Genomic DNA, 17,374 nt, shown 5'->3' with positions numbered 1-17,374 from the left:
CAGCGCAAGGGTGACAATCTATTCATTGTCACCATGACAAATTGGCTCCCAGATCTCTCGCGCGGTTCCGGCCCGGTCTATATGCGGCTGGCCGACAGCATAGAATCCGCCATCGCCAGCGGCGCCCTGCCCGCCGGCAGCAAGCTGCCGCCGCAGCGAAATCTCGCCTATGATATCGGGGTGACAATCGGCACGATCGGCCGGGCCTATGCGCTCGTTCACGAGCGGGGCCTCGTTGCCGGCGAAGTCGGCCGCGGCACCTATGTCATCGACCGCAATCAGGCCTCGCCAAGCGAACAGGTCGACCCGCTGACGATTTCGCTCGGCGGCACCCGCGCCATCGACGCACCGCCGAACAAGATCCGCTTCGACACAACCGCGGCACCCGATCTCGGCCAGGGCAGGATTGTCGGGCGCATCCTCGGCGAAATCGGCGAGCAGCACATGTCCGAGGTCTCATCGTATTCGCGAACCTTTCCGCAGAACTGGTTCACCGCCGGACGCACGTGGCTGTCGCGCAATGGCTGGTCGCCGGATGCCGCCAATATTGTCCCGACCTCTGGCGTCCACGCCGCAGCAATCGCCATCATCTCCGCCGTGTCCTCACCCGGTGATAAGATTGTTTTCGAGAACCTCACCTATACGCAGGTCAGTCGCAGCGCCCGCATCCTCGGCCGCCGCACGATCATCGTCGACTCCGACGAGCACGGCGTCATCCCCGAGGATTTCGAGCGCGTCTGCCACCAGCAACATCCGAAGCTCGCCTTCCTGATGCCGACCGCCCACAATCCGACGCTCGCGACCATGCCGCTCGACAGGCGCCAGGCAATCGCCGAGATCGCGCGGCGCCACGGCGTCTGGTTGATCGAAGATGATCTCTATGGCGGCATGACCGGCGATACGACGCCCCTGCTCGCCTCACTCGCGCCGGAGCGAACGTTCCTGATCAATGGCCTGTCGAAATCCGTCGCCGCCGGTGTTCGCGGCGGCTGGGCCGCCTGCCCGCCGCATTTTGCGCAGCGCATCAAGGTGACGCACAAGATGATCACCGGCGGCCTGCCCTTCATTTTGGCGGAGACCGCCGCGCGGCTCGTCGAGTCAGGTGAGGCCCACAGCGTTCGCGCCGCAAGCGTCAAGGAGCTCGCGTGCCGCGAGGCGATCGTGCGCGAACATCTCGCCGGTTTCGATTTCGTCTCCCATCCGCACGCGCCCTTCCTGTGGTTGAAGGTTCCCGACCCCTGGCATTCCGGCACCTTCAAGAATGCTGCCTATCAGGAAGGCGTGCTGATCGACGACGAAGACGAGTTCAAGTCGGCGCGCTCTGAGCGCGTCTATCACCGCGTCCGCGTTTCCTTCTCTTCGCCGACCGATGTCACCGAGCTCTCCCGCGGACTGACGACCCTGCGGCGCCTGCTCGAAAGCGGTGTCTCCTCCTACGACAGCGAAGTCTGATCCTGTTGCATTTCAGACTCAGCACGTCGCCAAAAACTGTCATATTTTAGGGGCGGCTTTACCTTTGCCCCTCGCTGGGTACCAATCGATCAGCAGCGCATGCTGCGATTCGATCAGCGCGAGGGAAACCGATGAACGCTTGTATCCGCAAAGTGGTCCTGCGTTTCCTGTCTGCATCCACCGTCGCGGTTCTCGCCGCCGGTGCATCGAGCCTGCCCGCGCATGCACAGGACCAGATATTCGACGAACTGCGCTTCGGAGCCTCAGCGTCCATCCAGGGCGGCAGCGAACATGAAGACGGCGTCTTTCCCGAAGTGACCCTCTTCTTCGATCCATTCGGCCATGACGAAGCCACCGGCCTGCAGAAGCTTGCGCGGCCGCGCATTCACTTGGGTACCTCGATTGGCACCTCCGGCTCCGCCACGCAAGTCTTCACCGGCTTCTCCTGGACTGCGGACTTTTCCGAGAAGCTCTTCGCCGAGGCGGGTTTCGGCGGCGTCATCCATACCGGCGAGCTCGATCACAACGACGACGGCCCGGCGCTCGGCTGCCGCGTGCTGTTTCACGAATATATCGGCGCCGGCTATCGCTTCGACAATCACTGGAATGTCATGGCTCAGGTCGCCCATTCCTCGCATGCCAATCTCTGCGACGGCCCGAACGAAGGGATGACCCGCGCTGGCCTGCAGCTCGGCTATAAATTCTAGGCATCTGCCACTTCGAAAGGCGCCTCAGAGCCTCATTGTTGACGGCGGCCATTTTCCTGTCGCGCGCGCGGCCAACTTGGGTTAAAGACACCGCAAAACGCGCAACGGCAGGGACTTTCGAGAGCTCATGACCATATCCAATACCCGCCCGATCACCCCCGAACTCATCGCCAGCCACGGCCTGAAGCCGGATGAATATCAGCGGATCCTGGATCTGATCGGCCGCCAGCCGACCTTCACCGAACTCGGCATCTTCTCGGCCATGTGGAACGAGCACTGCTCCTACAAGTCATCCAAGAAGTGGCTGCGCACGCTGCCGACCAAGGGACCGCGCGTCATCCAGGGTCCGGGCGAAAATGCCGGCGTCGTCGATATCGATGACGGAGACTGCGTCGTCTTCAAGATGGAAAGCCACAACCACCCGTCCTACATCGAACCCTACCAGGGTGCGGCGACCGGCGTCGGCGGCATCCTGCGCGACGTCTTCACCATGGGCGCCCGCCCGATCGCCGCGATGAACGCGCTGCGCTTCGGCGAGCCGAGCCACCCGAAGACCCGTCACCTCGTTTCCGGCGTCGTTGCCGGTGTCGGCGGCTACGGCAATTCCTTCGGCGTCCCGACCGTCGGCGGCGAAGTCGAATTCGATGCCCGCTATAACGGCAACATTCTCGTCAACGCGTTTGCCGCTGGCCTCGCCAAGTCGAACGCCATCTTCCTCTCTGAAGCCAAGGGCGTCGGCCTGCCCGTCGTCTATCTCGGCGCCAAGACCGGCCGCGACGGCGTCGGCGGCGCGACGATGGCATCGGCCGAATTCGACGAGTCGATCGAAGAGAAGCGCCCGACCGTTCAGGTCGGCGACCCCTTCACCGAAAAGTGCCTGCTGGAAGCCTGCCTCGAGCTGATGAAGACCGGTGCCGTCATCGCCATCCAGGACATGGGTGCGGCCGGCCTCACCTGCTCGGCGGTCGAAATGGGCGCCAAGGGCGATCTCGGCATCCTGCTCGACCTCGACACGGTTCCCGTCCGCGAAGAGCAGATGACCGCCTATGAAATGATGCTGTCGGAAAGCCAGGAGCGCATGCTCATGGTTCTCGAGCCATCGAAGGAAGAGGTCGCCAAGGCGATCTTCGTCAAGTGGGGCCTCGATTTCGCCATCGTCGGCAAGACCACCGATGACCTGCGCTTCCGCTGCGTCCACCAGGGTGAGGAAGTCGCCAACCTGCCGATCAAGGATCTCGGCGACCAGGCTCCGGAATATGATCGCCCCTGGCGGGAATCCGGCAAGCGCGCGCCGCTGCCGGCCGAACTGGTCGCTGCACCTGAGGACTACAACAAGGCCCTGCTCGACCTCGTCGGCTCCGCCAACCAGTCCAGCCGCCGCTGGGTCTATGAGCAGTACGACACGTTGATCCAGGGCAACTCGCTGCAGCTGCCCGGCGGCGACGCCGGTGTCGTCCGCGTCGAGGGTCACCCGACCAAGGCGCTCGCCTTCTCCTCAGACGTCACGCCGCGCTATGTTGAGGCCGACCCGTTCGAAGGCGGTAAACAGGCCGTAGCCGAATGCTGGCGCAACATCACCGCAACCGGCGCCGAGCCGCTGGCTGCGACAGACAACCTGAATTTCGGCAATCCCGAAAAGCCCGAAATCATGGGCCAGCTGGTTGAATCCATCAAGGGCATCGGCGAAGCCTGCCGCGCCCTCGATTTCCCGATCGTCTCGGGCAATGTCTCGCTCTATAACGAAACCAACGGCGTCGCCATCCTGCCGACCCCGACCATCGCCGGCGTCGGGCTGCTGCCCGACTGGAAGTCGATGGCCCGCATCGGCAGCGCCGCTGAAGGCGACCAGCTGATCCTGATCGGCACCGACGGCAGCCATCTCGGCTCCTCCATCTACCTGCGCGACATCATCGGCAGCACCGATGGCGGTGCGCCGGAGGTCGATCTCTTCGCCGAACGCCGCAACGGCGACTTCGTCCGCTCCGCGATCCGCAACGGCCAGATCAGCGCCTGCCACGACATTTCGTCGGGCGGTCTGGCACTGGCGCTCGCCGAAATGGCGATGTCCTCGGGCAAGGGTCTCGATGTCAGCCTCTCGGACAGCAAGGGCGCGCCGCATGCGCTGCTCTTCGGCGAAGACCAGGCCCGTTACGTCGTCGCCGTGAAGGCAGATGTCGCCGATTTCGTCTGCGCCAATGCGGAAGGCGCTGGCGTCCCCTTCCGGCGCCTTGGCACGGTTTCCGGCCAGAGCCTCGTGGTCGATGATCTGATCGCACTGCCCATTCAGCAATTGCGCAACGCCCATGAATCGTGGTTCCCTGAATTCATGGATGGCCGCGGCGCACTCGCCGCTGCGGAATGATGCGCAAGGAGTAATCGATCATGCCCATGAAACCCGGCGATATCGAAGACATGATCAAGGCCGGGATCCCCGGTGCCAAGGTGACAATCCGCGATCTAGCAGGAGACGGCGACCACTACGCCGCCGAAGTCGTCGCCGAAGCCTTCCGCGGCAAGAGCCGCGTGCAGCAGCACCAGATGGTCTACGAAGCGCTGAAAGGCAACATGGGCGGCATATTGCACGCCCTCGCGCTGCAGACATCAGCACCTGAGTGAAATGCAAAATGCCCGGCACTGCCGGGCATTTTTGTTTTTCGGCCTCGCTGTTCCCTAGCGCAATCTTAATTGTCTGCCGCGCATATTCCTTCGCACGATCGTAGCGGTGGATAGCGGCATGGCTTCGGATTTTCTCGGCATTGAAGATAAGGCTAAGGCCGGTCACGGATCGGCATGGCTGCGCGTGTTCCTGACGGTCGCATCGCTCTGCCTCGTCATCGCCCTGCTCGACCGCATTGATGGCCAGAACTTCCTCGGCGACATCGACGACAAGATGCGTGAGCTGCAAATCCGCCATCTTTTCTTCGGCGGCGGGCGCTGGTTCGACCTCGGACTGCCGGTCATCGCGACACCCGAACCCTACACTTCCCCCTGGTCGCGGCTGGTCGATCTACCCTACGTCACAATCGCCTCGTTGCTTTCCCCCGCCTTTGGTGGTGAACGCGCACTTCAGATCGCCTTCCAGGTCTGGCCGCCATTGATGCTTATCGGCTTCAGTGCATTGATCGCCAGTTTCTTTTCGCGGCAGACGCGTGCCGGCGCCGGCGTCTCCTATCCAATACTCATCACAAGCATCATCTTGATGACTTACGCCATATGGGAATTCGTTCCCTATCGGATCGATCATCACAATATGCAGATCATCGGACTGTCGATGATCGGGATCGGCCTGGAGCGATGGAACCGGGCCGGAGGCATCCTGATCGGTCTGGGCACTTTGATCTGCGTGATCATCGGCCTTGAAGGGTTGCCGCTCATCGCGGTAGCCTTCGTCGGATTGGTCGGATGCTACATCTTCGGCGTGGCCGGCTCCCGGGACGTCCTCCTCGCTGCAGCCGCGACGATCATGGCGCTGACATTGCCGGCAGGCTTCGCATTTCTCGGCCTCGCCGGCATGATGTCCACCCACTGCGATGCCTTCTCTGCACCCTACATCGTTCTCGCGCTCGGCTGTTCGGCGATCTTGGTGGTTGGTGCACTGGCGCTCGATCGGCAAAGGCCGCTGGCTCGAATTGCGGCTCTGGCATCGGCAGGCGCCGTTTTTCTCGGCGGATCGGCATATCTGTTCCCGCGCTGTCTGTCCGGCCCCTATTGGATGATCGACCCGCTATCACGCCGCGACTGGTTCGACCGCGTCGCCCAGGAATACAGCTTTCTCTACTATTTCGAGCACAATCAGACCGCCATGGTGATGATGCTTGCGGTGCTGGTGTGCATCGCCGTCGCGGCACTGCCGGCCATCGTCCGCGATAGTGGCAAGGGACGTGCCGGCTTGGCGATCCTCTTTGCCGTCGCCGCGGCGAGCCTTGTGCTGACGCTGCTGCAGACCAGAAATATCCGCTTTGCCTTCGCCTTCGTGCCGCTCTTCCTGCCGCATGCGCTGCAGGTGGTCACGGCTCCAGAAGGTTTTCTCAGGCCAAGCGGCGGACAGCTGAAACGTCTTGTCGGTGGAGCGCTGGCCTCGATCATCGGTATCACGATCGCGCTGCGCTTTATCTTTCCGCCCCAGGAGCAAACCTACGATGCGATCGACTATATGGGCTATAGCGAATGCAAAGGGCAGGATTTTTCAGCCCTGAGTTCGGTCGCGCCGGGCGGGATCGCCGTGCCGCAAGGGCTGTCCATTCCGCTGGCCTTTGCGCTACCTTCCGGCTTCTCCGTCGCCGCCGTCCCGTTCCATCGCGCGTCTCCCGGCATGAAGCGCATGTTCGAGCTCTTCACGTCACCCGATAGCGAGACGCGCAAAGCCGCAGCCGCTCCGTTCGACTACGTCGCCGTGTGCAAATTTCCGCTACCGGTCGATGCCGATCAGGCCCCGCTCTACGCCGTCCTGGCGGCTGGCGGCTCATGGCCGGGGCTAATAAGGATCGAAAATCCGGTCGTTTCAGACTTCCAGCTGTTCCGGATCGATCACAGCCTCTTCCGCTAGGCTGCCTGGCTCAGTCCAGCCTTTAGCCCGCCCTCGGCAATAGCGTCCGCGCGGAGAGGCCCCGCCGTCAACAGCGTGAAATCGAACGGCGCCTGGAGATCCGGTCCCAGCACGTATTGGCGGTGGACGCGCAGGAAATCGAGTTTGATCTTCTTGTAGTGCTCCGGCGTCAGCATCTGCTTGACGCGGATGAACAGCATCTTGGCGGGCGGTGCGTCGGGGTGGCCGGTGACGGCGGCGACCGGGACCTTGTAGAAATGGATGGCGTCGGTGAGGCACTGGACGTCGAGCCAGAAGATCGCGGGATTTCGGGCGATGGCGCCGACGCGCGATCTCAGCAGGCTGGCGGGCTTCAGAAGCGCGCATTGCAGCACCGCGGAGCCGAGCGAGGCGAAGACGACGCGCTTTCCGGCAAGCAGCTCCGGTTCCCGCTCCAGGAGCATGCCGAGCACATGGGCGGCAACGCTGGAGCCCATGCTGTGCGAGGAGATCACGTATTCATCTGCCTCTTCCGCAAGGGCAGCGCGTGCAGCCACGGCGCAACGCTCGAGAAACGCGCTGAATTCGGGGCGGTTCATCCGTCCGAGCGCGACTGCCATTTCCCAATCGGCGAAGAGATGCAGCGTGTGGAACCGCTCGGTGAACGGCAGGAAGACGAAGGCGAAGAATAAGGCGGCGAGCGGCAGGCTCCAAATCAGGTTCCATGCCGACAGGTCGAAGCCGAGGGGTGCAAGGGCGATCGTTGCCGTCAGCAGCATCCCCAGCGTCATCAGCAGAAACGGGAAGATGAAGAACAGGCCGAAGCGCCAGGCGTGGCGGAAATAGGCGGTCATGGCCCGGTCGCCGATAATCCTGGCGGCTGCCGTGAAGCCGTCGATCATCCGCCGCGCGAGAGATTTGTTGCGCAGGGACTGCACGAGTTCGTCGTGATCGAGGATATGGATGCGGTTCTGCGTCTGCCAGGCCGCGCTCTTGGCATCGACCGTGAAGGAGACGGGATAGACGGCATTCTCGACTTCGCCGATCTCAGCCTCGAAGCCCCATACCTTGCCGCTCTGCTTTGCTGAACGCTCGTAGCGCGCACGCTGCGCGCGGCCATCCAGCGGTTCGAAGCCCGGGAAGTGCAGCACGACCCGCTTCCTGATCAATTCCATCACAGTCTTTCCGGCAAGCCCCCATGGCGCCATCGGCGCCGCCTTGCACGCCAAATGAGGCGGAAAAAACACGGACGGGCACGAACAGCGCTTGCTAACGCAAAACATCCGGAATTCAATAGCCGGAAAACCAGTTTCTATCGCAGAAGGTGAATGATGGCCGATCTCATGAAGGAAATCGTCAACGGCGTGGTCGAAAGCGTCCTCAAGGAGATCCTGAAGAAGACGACCGGCCGTTCGACGACGAAGCGCACCAAGCGGCAGACTCGCTCGGCAACGACTGGCCGGCTCAAGAAGGCCGCCGCCCCGCGCAAGACCGCGAAGAAGCAGGTCAGCAAACGCCGCACCGCCGCCGTTCGCAGCAAGCAGCGCAGCCGCTGACATCGCAGGCGTAACGAAAGCGCAACAGCATTACCTAGCATGCTTACGATTGGTCTTTTTTTGGCATTGACTGCTGGAATTTGAACCGGCGCATGCTATCTAAAGCTAACGATTGAAACGGTGGGCCTTTAACCCGCCTGTTGAAAGGATTAGGTCCCATGAGCGGCATCAACGAATTCATCGACAACGAAATCAAGAGCAACGACGTCGTCCTTTTCATGAAGGGCACGCCGCAGTTTCCCCAGTGTGGTTTCTCCGGCCAGGTCGTGCAGATTCTCGATTACATCGGCGTCGATTATAAGGGCATCAACGTGCTCGCCGATTCGGAAATACGCCAGGGCATCAAGGATTACTCCAACTGGCCGACGATCCCCCAGCTTTACGTGAAGGGCGAGTTCATCGGCGGCTGCGATATCGTCCGGGAAATGTTCCAGGCTGGCGAATTGCAGCAGCATCTGCAGGAAAACGGCGTCGCGGTTCGCGCCGCCTCCTGACCGGGCACCGGGCGTCCGCCCGGTTTCCAAACCTGATTTGATTTGAGTCCGAGGCGCTGTGCTGAACAGCGCCTTGGCCTGTTTATGGGAATTTCTAAAGTGACGGACACCTCTCCCACCGTTGCCGCGGGTCGAACACCTATGGGCAAGCGAGAGTTCATCTTTCTGGCTGCCTTCATGATGGCGGTCAATTCTCTCGCCATCGACGTCATGCTTCCTGCCCTCCAGCAGATCGGCGCCAATCTGGGGGTCGAAAGCGAAAACCACCGCCAGTTCGTCGTCTCGGCCTATCTCTTCGGCTTCGGTCTCGCGCAGCTGTTCTTCGGCCCGATCTCGGACCGGTTCGGCCGCCGCAAGCCGCTGTTTATCGGCCTCGTCATCTATATCTGTTCCGCCTTCGGCATTGCGCTCATCCCGTCCTTCGGCGGTCTTCTCGTCCTGCGTTTCATCCAGGGCATCGGCGCTGCGGCCACCCGCGTCATCACCATATCGATCGTCCGCGACATCTATGGCGGCCGCCAGATGGCCGAAGTGATGTCGCTGATCTCGATGACGTTCATGATCGTGCCGGTTATCGCGCCGGGCACCGGTCAGCTCGTCATGCTGTTTTCAACCTGGCACATGATCTTCGTCTTCATTGGGGTGATGGCGACGCTGATCCTGCTCTGGGCCTATAACCGCCTGCCGGAAACGCTTGCGCCCGCCAATGTCCGTCCGTTCACGGCCAAGTCTGTCATCGGCGGCTTCAAGGTGGTTCTGACCAACCGCAGCGCGCTTTGCTACACGCTGGCGACCACCGTCGTCTTCGGTGCGCTGTTCGGCTTCATCAACTCGGCACAGCAGATCTATGTCGGCATCTACGGGCTCGGGGTCTATTTTCCCTTCGCCTTCGCCGGTGTCGCGATCTTCATGTCCTTCTCGTCGTTCCTGAATGCGCGCCTTGTCGGTCGCTTCGGCATGCGTCGCCTGTCGCATGCCTCGCTGGTCGGCTTCATCGTCGTCAACACGATCTGGCTGCTCGTGCAGCTCTATGGGCCGCAGCCGACGCCGTTCCCGGTCTTCATCTGCCTGTTCGGTCTGGCGATGTTCCAGTTCGGCTGGATCGGCTCGAACTTCAATTCGCTCGCCATGGAGCCGCTCGGTCATGTCGCCGGCACCGCCTCGTCGGTACTCGGCTTCACGAGCACGATCGGCGGCGCGGCGATTGGCGCAGCCATCGGCCAGGCATTCGACGGCACGGCGCTGCCGATGGTCATCGGTTATTTCACCGTCGCCTTCATCGGCCTTGCCTTCGTGCTCGTTGCCGAAAAGGGACGGCTGTTCCAGCCACATAATCCGGCGGTCTGATCCGCCGGGCGCATTCTTTCTTGGGGGTAATTCATCATGGCGCCGGATCACACGCCGCACGTCGAAAACCAGGGCTCGCGCCGCATCGGCATGGGCTTTGCGGAATTCGTCATCACCATCGCGATCATGACAGCCAGCATCGCCATGGCGATCGACAGCATGCTGCCTGCCCTGCCCGCCATCGGGCACTCGCTCAATGTCACCAACACCAATGATGCCCAGCTCGTCATTGCCGTGTTCTTCTTCGGCTTCGGCGTCTCGCAGATCCTGTTCGGCAGCCTCTGCGATGCCTTCGGGCGCCGCAACATCCTGCTCGGCGGTCTCGCAGTCTACGTGCTCGCCATGTTCGGCGCGGCCGCCACCTCGAGCTTCGAAATGCTGCTCGTCATGCGTTTCGTCCAGGGCATCGGCGGCGCTGCCGTGCGCATCACCAGCATGGCGATCGTCCGTGACTGCTTCGGCGGTCGCGAGATGGCGCGCGTCATGTCCTTCGTCATGATCGTCTTCATGATCGTGCCGATCGTCGCGCCGTCGGTCGGCCAGCTGATCATCAGCTACGCCAACTGGCACTGGATCTTCATCCTGCTCGGCATCGTCGGCTCGATCCTGTTTATCTGGGCCGCAAGCCGCCTGAAGGAATCCCTGCCGCGTGAGGAGCGCATCCCGCTCTCCGTCCGCGCCGTCACCGACGGTTTCAAGACCGTGCTGACCAACCGCATCACCTGCGGCTACATGATCGGCCTGACGATGTTCACCGGCGTCATCAGCGCCTATGTCATCTCCGTCCAGCAGGTCTTCGGCGAGGTCTACGGCCTCGGCGACTGGCTACCGATCGCCTTTGCGGCGACAGCCGGCGGCATTGCCGTCGCCAACTTCGCCAATGGCTTCTTCGTGCGCACCTTCGGCATGCGCCGCATCTCGCATGCAGCGGTCATCCTGTTCACGCTGGTCTCGGCTTTCGGCTACGTGATGGCGCTCGGCGGCACGGTCAATTTCGTGCTCGACTACGCGCTCTTCACCGTGCTGCTGATGATGTTTGCCGTCATCGCCACCAACTTCACGGCGATCAGCCTCGAGCCGATGGGCAATCTTGCGGGCACCGCCACTGCCATCACCGGCTTCGTCTCGACGACCTTCGGTGCGGTGCTCGGCGGCGCCGTCGGCCAGATGTTCAACGGCACGGTCCAGCCGCTCTTCGCCGGCTTTGCGATCTTCGGCGCCGTCAGCGTTGCCGCCACGCTCTGGGCCGAGAAGGGCAAGCTCTTCACCCATCCCGGCGACAGCCCGCAGCTGGATGCGGGTGCCGCACATTTCTAAAAACGAAGGCCCGCTCTTGAGCGGGCCTTTCCCTGTCAGTCCATATAGGGCAGATGCGCCTCGTTGACGGCCGCAATGAACTTCTTGCGCGCCTCCCTGGCACCGACCGCACCATTGAAGACATCGAGGCAGGTCACCTCGGCGCGATAGAGCGCCGGCCCATCCGCAACCGGCCATTCGGTGACCATCATCCGGTAGGCATCGTGCACCGAACGGACGACGCGGTTGCGGCCGCGCAGCTTCAGCCTGACGGGATCGAATTTCCGGATGTCAGCCTTTTCCATGACGCAATACCTCACGCAAAACACGCGACTCAACGAATCACCGCGCGACTCGTTCCTTCCGTGCCGGGGCTCACCGCAACCATTCATGGTGCGGGAACCACACAGCGCCTACCAAAAGGCCGCATTGCGATGACATTCCGTTCATCTGGCGTTCATATTCCTTGTTGCCATCGCTCTTTGGGGTTAGTTTTAGCAGGCAACGATGGAGCAAGACATGATCAAGACCACCATCGCGGCTTCTGTGTTTGCCGCTTATGCTTTCGCGATGTTCGCCATCGCCTCCCTCCCCCAGAGCAATCCGATTGTTCCGGTCGATCAGCTGACGACCAGCTCGACGAACTGAGCCGTCGCGCAAACGAAAAACCCCGCTCGATGAACGGGGCCGGTTCGTGATCAAAATGCTTGGGAGGAAATATATGTTTCCTCCTATCTATCCGGGCTGGACCGAAGCTTGCGCCCTCACCGACTTAGACGGTGAAGACCTCTTTCCGCAGCAACTCCCACGACGCCTTGTCCGGTGCGATCAGCAGTCCGCCGTCGACATGGTGCGGCAGATAGGGCGAGCCGTCGAAACGGGCAGCATAGGCGCCGGCTTCCTGCGAGATCAATGTCCCCGCCAGGTGATCCCACGGCATCAGCTTGTTGTACGAGAGATAGTGCACATGGCCTGACGCGAAGGTGCGGTATTCATGCGCTGCGCAGCGATAGTTGGCGAGGAAGCGGACTTTGGCGAGATTGGCGAGGATTTCAGCGCGCTTCTCTTTCGCGAAGAAACCGGTCGAAGCCATGCCGACCATCTGGCCGAGCTCGACGGGCTCGGCAACCTTCAGCCGCTCCGTCTCGCCATCCGGGCGCTTCAGCCAGGCGCCGCTGCCCTTCTCCGCCAGCACCCAGTCGTCGCCCATCGGATCGTAGATGATCCCGGCCACGGTCTCGCCCTTTGAGACGACGGCGGCCATGACGCCGAAGGCCGGAATGCCCGAGGCGAAATTGAACGTGCCATCGACGGGATCGACGATGATCGCGAGATCGGCGCCTTCGAGGCGGTCGAGCAATGCCGGATCGGCGGCGACCGATTCCTCGCCGATGAACAGCGCTTCGGGCCAGAGCTTTGCAGCCTCGGCCTTGATCATCCGTTCGGCCTGCTCATCGGCCTCCGTCACCAGATCGGTCGCCTCCGACTTGGCGCGGACGTCGCCGCTGCCGAGGCGGCGGAAGCGCGGCAATATCTCGGCCTTCGCCGCCCGCCGGAGGAGATCGGAGAGCGTCGTTACATCAATATTCGAGGTCATGGCATGTTCCTGTTTCGGGCGTCCGCCCAGTTACTCGCTCTTCGATGACGGTTCGGTGACCATCAGGCTCGAAAAATCGAAAAGCTTGGGATCGAGCAGATGCGACGGGTTCACATGGGCGAGTGCCCTGAGCATCGTATCCTTACGGCCGGGCATGCGCCGCTCGATATCGGCGAGCATATCCTTCATCGCATTGCGCTGCAGGCCGTCCTGCGAACCGCAGAGATCGCAGGGAATGATCGGAAACTGCATGGCAGAAGCGAACTTCGCCATGTCGTCTTCGGCGCAATAGGCCAGCGGTCGCAGAACCATGAGGTTGCCCTCATCGTTCAGCAGCTTCGCCGGCATGGAGGCAAGGCGCCCGCCATGGAAGAAGTTCATGAAGAAGGTTTCGAGGATGTCCTCGCGGTGATGGCCGAGCACCAGCGCATCGCAACCCTCCTCCTTGGCGATCCGGTAGAGATTGCCGCGGCGAAGACGCGAACAGAGCGAGCAATAGGTCGCCCCCTCCGGCACTTTCTCCTTCACGATCGAATAGGTGTCGCGATACTCGATCCGGTGCTTCACGCCGATACCGGTCAGGTATTCCGGCAGGATATGCTTCGGGAAGTTCGGCTGGCCCTGGTCGAGATTGCAGGCGACTAGCTCCACCGGCAGCAGGCCGCGCCACTGCAGGTCGAGCAACAGAGCGAGAAGACCATAGGAATCCTTGCCGCCGGAAACGCCGATCAGCCAGCGCTTCTGGCCCTTCAGCATATCGAAATCGTCGAATGCCTGACGCACATTGCGCAGCAGACGCTTGCGCAGCTTGTTGAACGAGACGGAGCGCGGCGCATCGGCAAACAGCGCGTGGGCGATACCACCGTCTTCGGTGGTTTCATCGAGGGCGTCGGCAATGTTGGCAGCGATATTCATCGTCTCTTCCGGATCGTCAGTTGATCTGCCTTAGCAGAAAGCAGCGGCAGGACACAGCATCAATCGCCGAAAACCGACCAGCCGGTGCGCGCCGCCAGCATTTCCAGCGCCACGGCGCCAAGCTGCGAATTGCCGACCTTGTTGAGGCCCGGAGACCAGACGGCGATCGAGGCGATCCCGGGCGCCACCGCAAAGATACCGCCGCCGACGCCGCTCTTGCCGGGAAGGCCGACGTGGTAGGCGAAATCGCCCGATCCGTCGTAATGGCCGCACATCAGCATCATCGCATTGATGCGCCGCGCCCGCTTCGGCGAAACCACGGAATGGCCGGTGACCGGATTGCTGCCGCGCGCCGCCAGGAACAGCCCGGCGCGGGCCAGCTGCTCGCAGGTCATCGACAGCGCGCATTGATGGAAATAGACGCCGAGCACATGCTCGACCGGATGATCGATATTCTTGTAGGCGCGCATGAAATTGGCGAGCGCGAAATTGCGGTAGCCCGTCTGCGTTTCCGAACGCGCCACCTTCTCGTCGATGGTGACGGATTCGTCGTCTGCCAGATAGCGCACGAAACGCAGCAGCTCGCCGATCGCCTCGCGCGGCGCATGGCCGGCCATGACGACATCGGTGACGGCAATGGCGCCGGCATTGATGAAGGGATTGCGGGGGATACCGCTTTCGTGTTCCAGCTGGACGATGGAATTGAAGGCCGAGCCCGACGGCTCGCGGCCGACGCGCTTCCACAGACTCTCGCCCACCTTGCCGAGCGCCAGCGTCAGCATGAAGACCTTGGAAATGCTCTGGATGGAGAAAGCTACGGCAGCGTCGCCGACGCTGTAGATCTTGCCGTCCGTCGTGGCGATCGTCATCCCGAACTGGTTGGGATCGATCTTGGCGAGCTCGGGAATGTAATCCGCAACCTTGCCCTCGCCGATCCGCGGCGTCAGTTCCTTGTAGATGCTGTCGAGGACTGCCTGCAAATCCACCATGACTTCTCTCCAGAGAACAAAAAAGCCGCCCTGTGAGGCGGCTTTTCCGTATGCGAAAACGCCTCGCGATTAACGCGAATAGAATTCGACCACCAGATGCGGCTCCATGACGACCGGGTACGGAACGTCGGAGAGCGAAGGAACGCGTGCAAAGGTCGCAACCATCTTGTTGTGATCAACTTCGATGTAGTCAGGAACATCACGCTCAGCGAGAGAGATGGATTCCAGAACCGTTACGAGCTGCTTCGACTTCTGGCGAACTTCGATGACGTCGCCGGCCTTGCAACGGTAAGAACCGATGTTGACGCGGACGCCGTTCACGGTCACGTGGCCGTGGTTCACGAACTGGCGGGCTGCGAAAACGGTCGGGACGAACTTGGCGCGATAAACGATCGCGTCGAGACGGGACTCCAGAAGACCGATCAGGTTTTCGGAAGTGTCACCCTTGCGGCGGTTGGCTTCGTCGAAGATCGCACGGAACTGCTTTTCGCGCAGGTCACCGTAGTAGCCCTTCAGCTTCTGCTTGGCGCGCAGCTGCACACCGAAGTCAGAGAGCTTGCCCTTGCGGCGCTGACCATGCTGGCCCGGGCCGTATTCGCGGCGGTTCACCGGGGACTTAGGACGGCCCCAGATGTTTTCGCCCATACGGCGGTCAATCTTGTACTTGGACGATTCGCGCTTGCTCATCGTATTTCCTTTCAGAGTGTTAGAACGATCTGTTACCAAATCGCTCGAAGGAAACACGCCCTCCTTTGGCTTTCTTTCGAAAGCCCGACAGGACCAACCCATTACGCGAACGGGACGAATCCACGGGACATGTCAAATGAAACACCGGACATTGCTGCCCGGTGCTGGCGCGGTGTTTATGGATAAGTCACGGGATTGTCAAACGGAATCTGCCGCTGACGCCTCGCCCTCGGCCGGTTCGAGCGAACCCGCAAGCTTGCGCAGCAGACCGGACAACGCCCGGCGCTCCCCTTCGTCGAGCACATCGAGGAGACGCAGTTCGCGGCCCATGTCCTCGCGGAAGGCAGCCTCGGCACGCCGGATGCCTTCCGCGGTCAGCACCACCACGAAACTGCGCTTGTCCTGGTCCGAGCGCTCGCGTGTGACAAGGCCAGCCTTCTCCAGCCGGTCGAGCCTGTGCGTCAACCCGCCGGAGGAAATCATCAGGTGACGGTAAAGCTCAGTCGGGATCATCCGGTAAGGCGGCCCGGAACGGCGGATCGTTGCGATCACGTCGAACTCGCCGCGATCGAGATCGAACTCCGCAAAGGTCGTCTCAATCGACGGCCGCACCAGATTGGAGAGCCGGTAGATGCGGCCGAGTATGCTCATCGGCGTCGTATCTAGATCCGGCAGTTCTTGCGCCCAGAGCGCACGCAGCCGGTCAACGTGATCTTCAGTCGTCATGGCGAAATCCGATTTATCTTGACGAGAAGATAAATCGGATTATCTTCTCACTAAGATAAATTGATAACAAAGTCCGCCGCAGTATCCAAGGGAGGAAGTCATGTTCCACGTCATACCGCGTGCAGATCAGCAGCAGTCCCCGAACCGAACCATTCTCTTTGAAGGCGGCGCGTTCGGCGCACCGGTCTCGATCTTCCTCATAGACAATGAGCCGGGCCAAGGCCCTGCCCTGCATGTCCATCCCTATACCGAAATGTGGATCGTCCGCTCGGGACAGGCGCGCTTCACCGTCGGCGACGAAACGCTCCAGCCAAACCCCGGCGACATCGTCGTCGTCAACGCCGAGACACCCCACTGCTTCAAGAATGTCGGCACCACACGGCTGGAACTGACCTGCATCCACGCCAGCCCGGAAGTCATTCAGAGCTGGGTTTGAAAGCCCTACTCGGCAGCGCTCTTCAGCGCATCGTCATCAGGCGCGTCGGCGGAACCCGGCGCCGTTTCGGCCTGCAGGTCGGGGAAGGCGACGATGCGCTTGCCGGTGAAATCGGTGTGGACGACAATCAGGCCCTGTTCTTCGAAATAGCCGAGTAGACGGCGGGCGCGGCGGGCCGAATGGGTGCCGTAAGCGCGGGCGATGCGGGCGTCGGACGGGCATGGTTCGCCGCCGAGCGCTGCCTTCGCCATCATCAGGAACACGCCCTGCAGATCGTCGGTCACGCCATTCGACAGCGAGAGCGCCGTGGCCCAGCCTTCGCCGGCCGCCATTTCGGGATCGACGCCTGAGCGCGATACAGCCACGCGGCGGCGGAAATCCTGCAGCGACAGCGGCGGCCCCGGCACGCGGCGCATACGCAGCCGCACGAGAAATTCCTGGTAGAGCACCGAATCCGTCCGGAAGCCCGAGGCCGGGTCGTCGAGGATTTCGGCGAGCACGCCGGACAGGCGCTCTTCGCGCTCCTCGGCAGACAGTTCCGGCTGGCTGGAGCGCGGCTCGGAAGGCGCCGGGACTGCGGCGGGCGCGGAGCGCGACAGCTCGGCAAGAATATCGGTGGTCGGGCGCGGCGGCGGGGCCGCGCGGCG

18 protein-coding genes and 1 pseudogene are annotated in these 17,374 nt (G+C 62.0%); 11 read left to right on the top strand and 8 right to left on the bottom strand.

Translation table 11 applies throughout. The features are described 5' to 3' along the window. The first annotated feature begins 33 nt into the window (after nt 1-33). The 5 genes from ACODR6_RS28150 (at nt 34) to ACODR6_RS28130 (ending at nt 6,705) form a co-directional block, all read left to right on the top strand. Complete coding sequence (locus ACODR6_RS28150; protein ID WP_489025674.1) at nt 34-1,452, top strand: aminotransferase-like domain-containing protein; 1,419 nt, start codon at nt 34-36, stop codon at nt 1,450-1,452. 131 nt (nt 1,453-1,583) lie between these two features. After that, nucleotides 1,584-2,159, top strand: a complete 576-nt coding sequence (locus ACODR6_RS28145; protein ID WP_489025672.1) for an acyloxyacyl hydrolase — start codon at nt 1,584-1,586, stop codon at nt 2,157-2,159. Nucleotides 2,160-2,286: 127 nt separating this feature from the next. After that, nucleotides 2,287-4,521: a phosphoribosylformylglycinamidine synthase subunit PurL gene (gene purL / locus ACODR6_RS28140; RefSeq protein ID WP_489025670.1), complete on the top strand. Its 2,235-nt coding sequence runs from the start codon at nt 2,287-2,289 to the stop codon at nt 4,519-4,521. 20 nt (nt 4,522-4,541) lie between these two features. Next, nucleotides 4,542-4,775: a BolA/IbaG family iron-sulfur metabolism protein gene (locus ACODR6_RS28135; RefSeq protein ID WP_037061327.1), complete on the top strand. Its 234-nt coding sequence runs from the start codon at nt 4,542-4,544 to the stop codon at nt 4,773-4,775. A gap of 118 nt (nt 4,776-4,893) precedes the next feature. Then, on the top strand, nt 4,894-6,705 hold the full coding sequence (locus tag ACODR6_RS28130) for a hypothetical protein (RefSeq protein ID WP_489025668.1): 1,812 nt from the start codon (nt 4,894-4,896) through the stop codon (nt 6,703-6,705). Here the strand turns inward: ACODR6_RS28130 and ACODR6_RS28125 are convergent. Then, nucleotides 6,702-7,859 (bottom strand): hypothetical protein, encoded by a 1,158-nt coding sequence (locus ACODR6_RS28125; RefSeq protein ID WP_489025666.1) that lies wholly within the window; start codon nt 7,857-7,859, stop codon nt 6,702-6,704. The genes ACODR6_RS28130 and ACODR6_RS28125 overlap by 4 nt on opposite strands. 156 nt (nt 7,860-8,015) lie before the next feature. Here ACODR6_RS28125 and ACODR6_RS28120 point away from each other — a divergent pair, with 156 nt between their 5' ends. The 4 genes from ACODR6_RS28120 to ACODR6_RS28105 all read left to right on the top strand — a co-directional run bounded on the left by ACODR6_RS28120 (nt 8,016) and on the right by ACODR6_RS28105 (nt 11,398). After that, a complete protein-coding gene (locus ACODR6_RS28120; RefSeq protein WP_203430124.1) occupies nt 8,016-8,240 on the top strand; it encodes a hypothetical protein in 225 nt (74 codons plus the stop codon). A 158-nt stretch (nt 8,241-8,398) separates the two neighbouring features. Next, on the top strand, nt 8,399-8,734 hold the full coding sequence (gene grxD / locus ACODR6_RS28115; protein ID WP_199629554.1) for a Grx4 family monothiol glutaredoxin: 336 nt from the start codon (nt 8,399-8,401) through the stop codon (nt 8,732-8,734). 141 nt (nt 8,735-8,875) lie between these two features. Beyond that, nucleotides 8,876-10,081 (top strand): multidrug effflux MFS transporter, encoded by a 1,206-nt coding sequence (locus ACODR6_RS28110; RefSeq protein ID WP_112716473.1) that lies wholly within the window; start codon nt 8,876-8,878, stop codon nt 10,079-10,081. Nucleotides 10,082-10,117: 36 nt separating this feature from the next. Next, nucleotides 10,118-11,398 carry a multidrug effflux MFS transporter gene (locus ACODR6_RS28105; protein ID WP_489025663.1) on the top strand — a complete coding sequence of 427 codons (1,281 nt, stop codon included), beginning with the start codon at nt 10,118-10,120 and terminating at the stop codon, nt 11,396-11,398. Between the two features lie 35 nt (nt 11,399-11,433). Here the strand turns inward: ACODR6_RS28105 and ACODR6_RS28100 are convergent, their stop codons facing one another. Continuing rightward, the gene (locus ACODR6_RS28100) at nt 11,434-11,682 is read right to left on the bottom strand and encodes a DUF982 domain-containing protein (protein WP_489025661.1); all 249 of its coding nucleotides are present in this window, start codon (nt 11,680-11,682) and stop codon (nt 11,434-11,436) included. Between the two features lie 214 nt (nt 11,683-11,896). Here ACODR6_RS28100 and ACODR6_RS28095 point away from each other — a divergent pair, with 214 nt between their 5' ends. Continuing rightward, a complete protein-coding gene (locus ACODR6_RS28095) occupies nt 11,897-12,025 on the top strand; it encodes a hypothetical protein (protein ID WP_354540995.1) in 129 nt (42 codons plus the stop codon). A 124-nt stretch (nt 12,026-12,149) separates the two neighbouring features. On the opposite strand, the gene ACODR6_RS28090 is transcribed toward ACODR6_RS28095, so the two are convergent. The 5 genes from ACODR6_RS28090 to ACODR6_RS28070 form a co-directional block, all read right to left on the bottom strand. Continuing rightward, nucleotides 12,150-12,974 (bottom strand): inositol monophosphatase family protein, encoded by an 825-nt coding sequence (locus ACODR6_RS28090; protein WP_489025659.1) that lies wholly within the window; start codon nt 12,972-12,974, stop codon nt 12,150-12,152. A gap of 30 nt (nt 12,975-13,004) precedes the next feature. Next, nucleotides 13,005-13,889, bottom strand: coding sequence for a tRNA 2-thiocytidine(32) synthetase TtcA (gene ttcA, locus ACODR6_RS28085; RefSeq protein WP_112716481.1), 885 nt, complete (start codon nt 13,887-13,889; stop codon nt 13,005-13,007). A gap of 59 nt (nt 13,890-13,948) precedes the next feature. Then, nucleotides 13,949-14,878, bottom strand: a complete 930-nt coding sequence (locus ACODR6_RS28080) for a glutaminase (protein WP_203428775.1) — start codon at nt 14,876-14,878, stop codon at nt 13,949-13,951. 69 nt (nt 14,879-14,947) lie between these two features. Next, a complete protein-coding gene (gene rpsD, locus ACODR6_RS28075; RefSeq protein ID WP_112716485.1) occupies nt 14,948-15,565 on the bottom strand; it encodes a 30S ribosomal protein S4 in 618 nt (205 codons plus the stop codon). 198 nt (nt 15,566-15,763) lie between these two features. Further along, nucleotides 15,764-16,291, bottom strand: a complete 528-nt coding sequence (locus ACODR6_RS28070; RefSeq protein WP_489025656.1) for a MarR family winged helix-turn-helix transcriptional regulator — start codon at nt 16,289-16,291, stop codon at nt 15,764-15,766. Nucleotides 16,292-16,391: 100 nt separating this feature from the next. Here ACODR6_RS28070 and ACODR6_RS28065 point away from each other — a divergent pair, with 100 nt between their 5' ends. Then, entirely contained in the window at nt 16,392-16,727 is a 336-nt protein-coding gene (locus ACODR6_RS28065; protein WP_489025654.1) for a cupin domain-containing protein, read from the top strand. Nucleotides 16,728-16,732: 5 nt separating this feature from the next. On the opposite strand, the pseudogene ACODR6_RS28060 reads toward ACODR6_RS28065, so the two are convergent. Beyond that, nucleotides 16,733-17,374: pseudogene (locus ACODR6_RS28060) on the bottom strand (ATP-binding protein); the annotation flags it as partial.

The sequence above is a fragment of the Rhizobium sp. FG96 genome, assembly GCF_057808655.1.
Note: the sequence above shows the minus strand (reverse complement) of the source record. Positions and strands in the feature narration are given on the sequence as shown.

Bases quoted from the DNA above. Each gene is read 5' to 3' on its own strand.
- ACODR6_RS28135 (WP_037061327.1), top strand. From the start codon at position 4,542: ATGCCCATGAAACCCGGCGATATCGAAGACATGATCAAGGCCGGGATC.
- ACODR6_RS28150 (WP_489025674.1), top strand. From the start codon at position 34: ATGACAAATTGGCTCCCAGATCTCTCGCGCGGTTCCGGCCCGGTCTAT.
- ACODR6_RS28130 (WP_489025668.1), top strand. From the start codon at position 4,894: ATGGCTTCGGATTTTCTCGGCATTGAAGATAAGGCTAAGGCCGGTCAC.
- ACODR6_RS28110 (WP_112716473.1), top strand. From the start codon at position 8,876: ATGGGCAAGCGAGAGTTCATCTTTCTGGCTGCCTTCATGATGGCGGTC.
- grxD (WP_199629554.1), top strand. From the start codon at position 8,399: ATGAGCGGCATCAACGAATTCATCGACAACGAAATCAAGAGCAACGAC.
- ACODR6_RS28095 (WP_354540995.1), top strand. From the start codon at position 11,897: ATGATCAAGACCACCATCGCGGCTTCTGTGTTTGCCGCTTATGCTTTC.
- ttcA (WP_112716481.1), bottom strand. From the start codon at position 13,889: ATGAATATCGCTGCCAACATTGCCGACGCCCTCGATGAAACCACCGAA.
- ACODR6_RS28065 (WP_489025654.1), top strand. From the start codon at position 16,392: ATGTTCCACGTCATACCGCGTGCAGATCAGCAGCAGTCCCCGAACCGA.
- ACODR6_RS28125 (WP_489025666.1), bottom strand. From the start codon at position 7,859: ATGGAATTGATCAGGAAGCGGGTCGTGCTGCACTTCCCGGGCTTCGAA.
- ACODR6_RS28070 (WP_489025656.1), bottom strand. From the start codon at position 16,291: ATGACGACTGAAGATCACGTTGACCGGCTGCGTGCGCTCTGGGCGCAA.
- ACODR6_RS28080 (WP_203428775.1), bottom strand. From the start codon at position 14,878: ATGGTGGATTTGCAGGCAGTCCTCGACAGCATCTACAAGGAACTGACG.
- purL (WP_489025670.1), top strand. From the start codon at position 2,287: ATGACCATATCCAATACCCGCCCGATCACCCCCGAACTCATCGCCAGC.
- ACODR6_RS28100 (WP_489025661.1), bottom strand. From the start codon at position 11,682: ATGGAAAAGGCTGACATCCGGAAATTCGATCCCGTCAGGCTGAAGCTG.
- ACODR6_RS28090 (WP_489025659.1), bottom strand. From the start codon at position 12,974: ATGACCTCGAATATTGATGTAACGACGCTCTCCGATCTCCTCCGGCGG.
- rpsD (WP_112716485.1), bottom strand. From the start codon at position 15,565: ATGAGCAAGCGCGAATCGTCCAAGTACAAGATTGACCGCCGTATGGGC.
- ACODR6_RS28105 (WP_489025663.1), top strand. From the start codon at position 10,118: ATGGCGCCGGATCACACGCCGCACGTCGAAAACCAGGGCTCGCGCCGC.
- ACODR6_RS28145 (WP_489025672.1), top strand. From the start codon at position 1,584: ATGAACGCTTGTATCCGCAAAGTGGTCCTGCGTTTCCTGTCTGCATCC.
- ACODR6_RS28120 (WP_203430124.1), top strand. From the start codon at position 8,016: ATGGCCGATCTCATGAAGGAAATCGTCAACGGCGTGGTCGAAAGCGTC.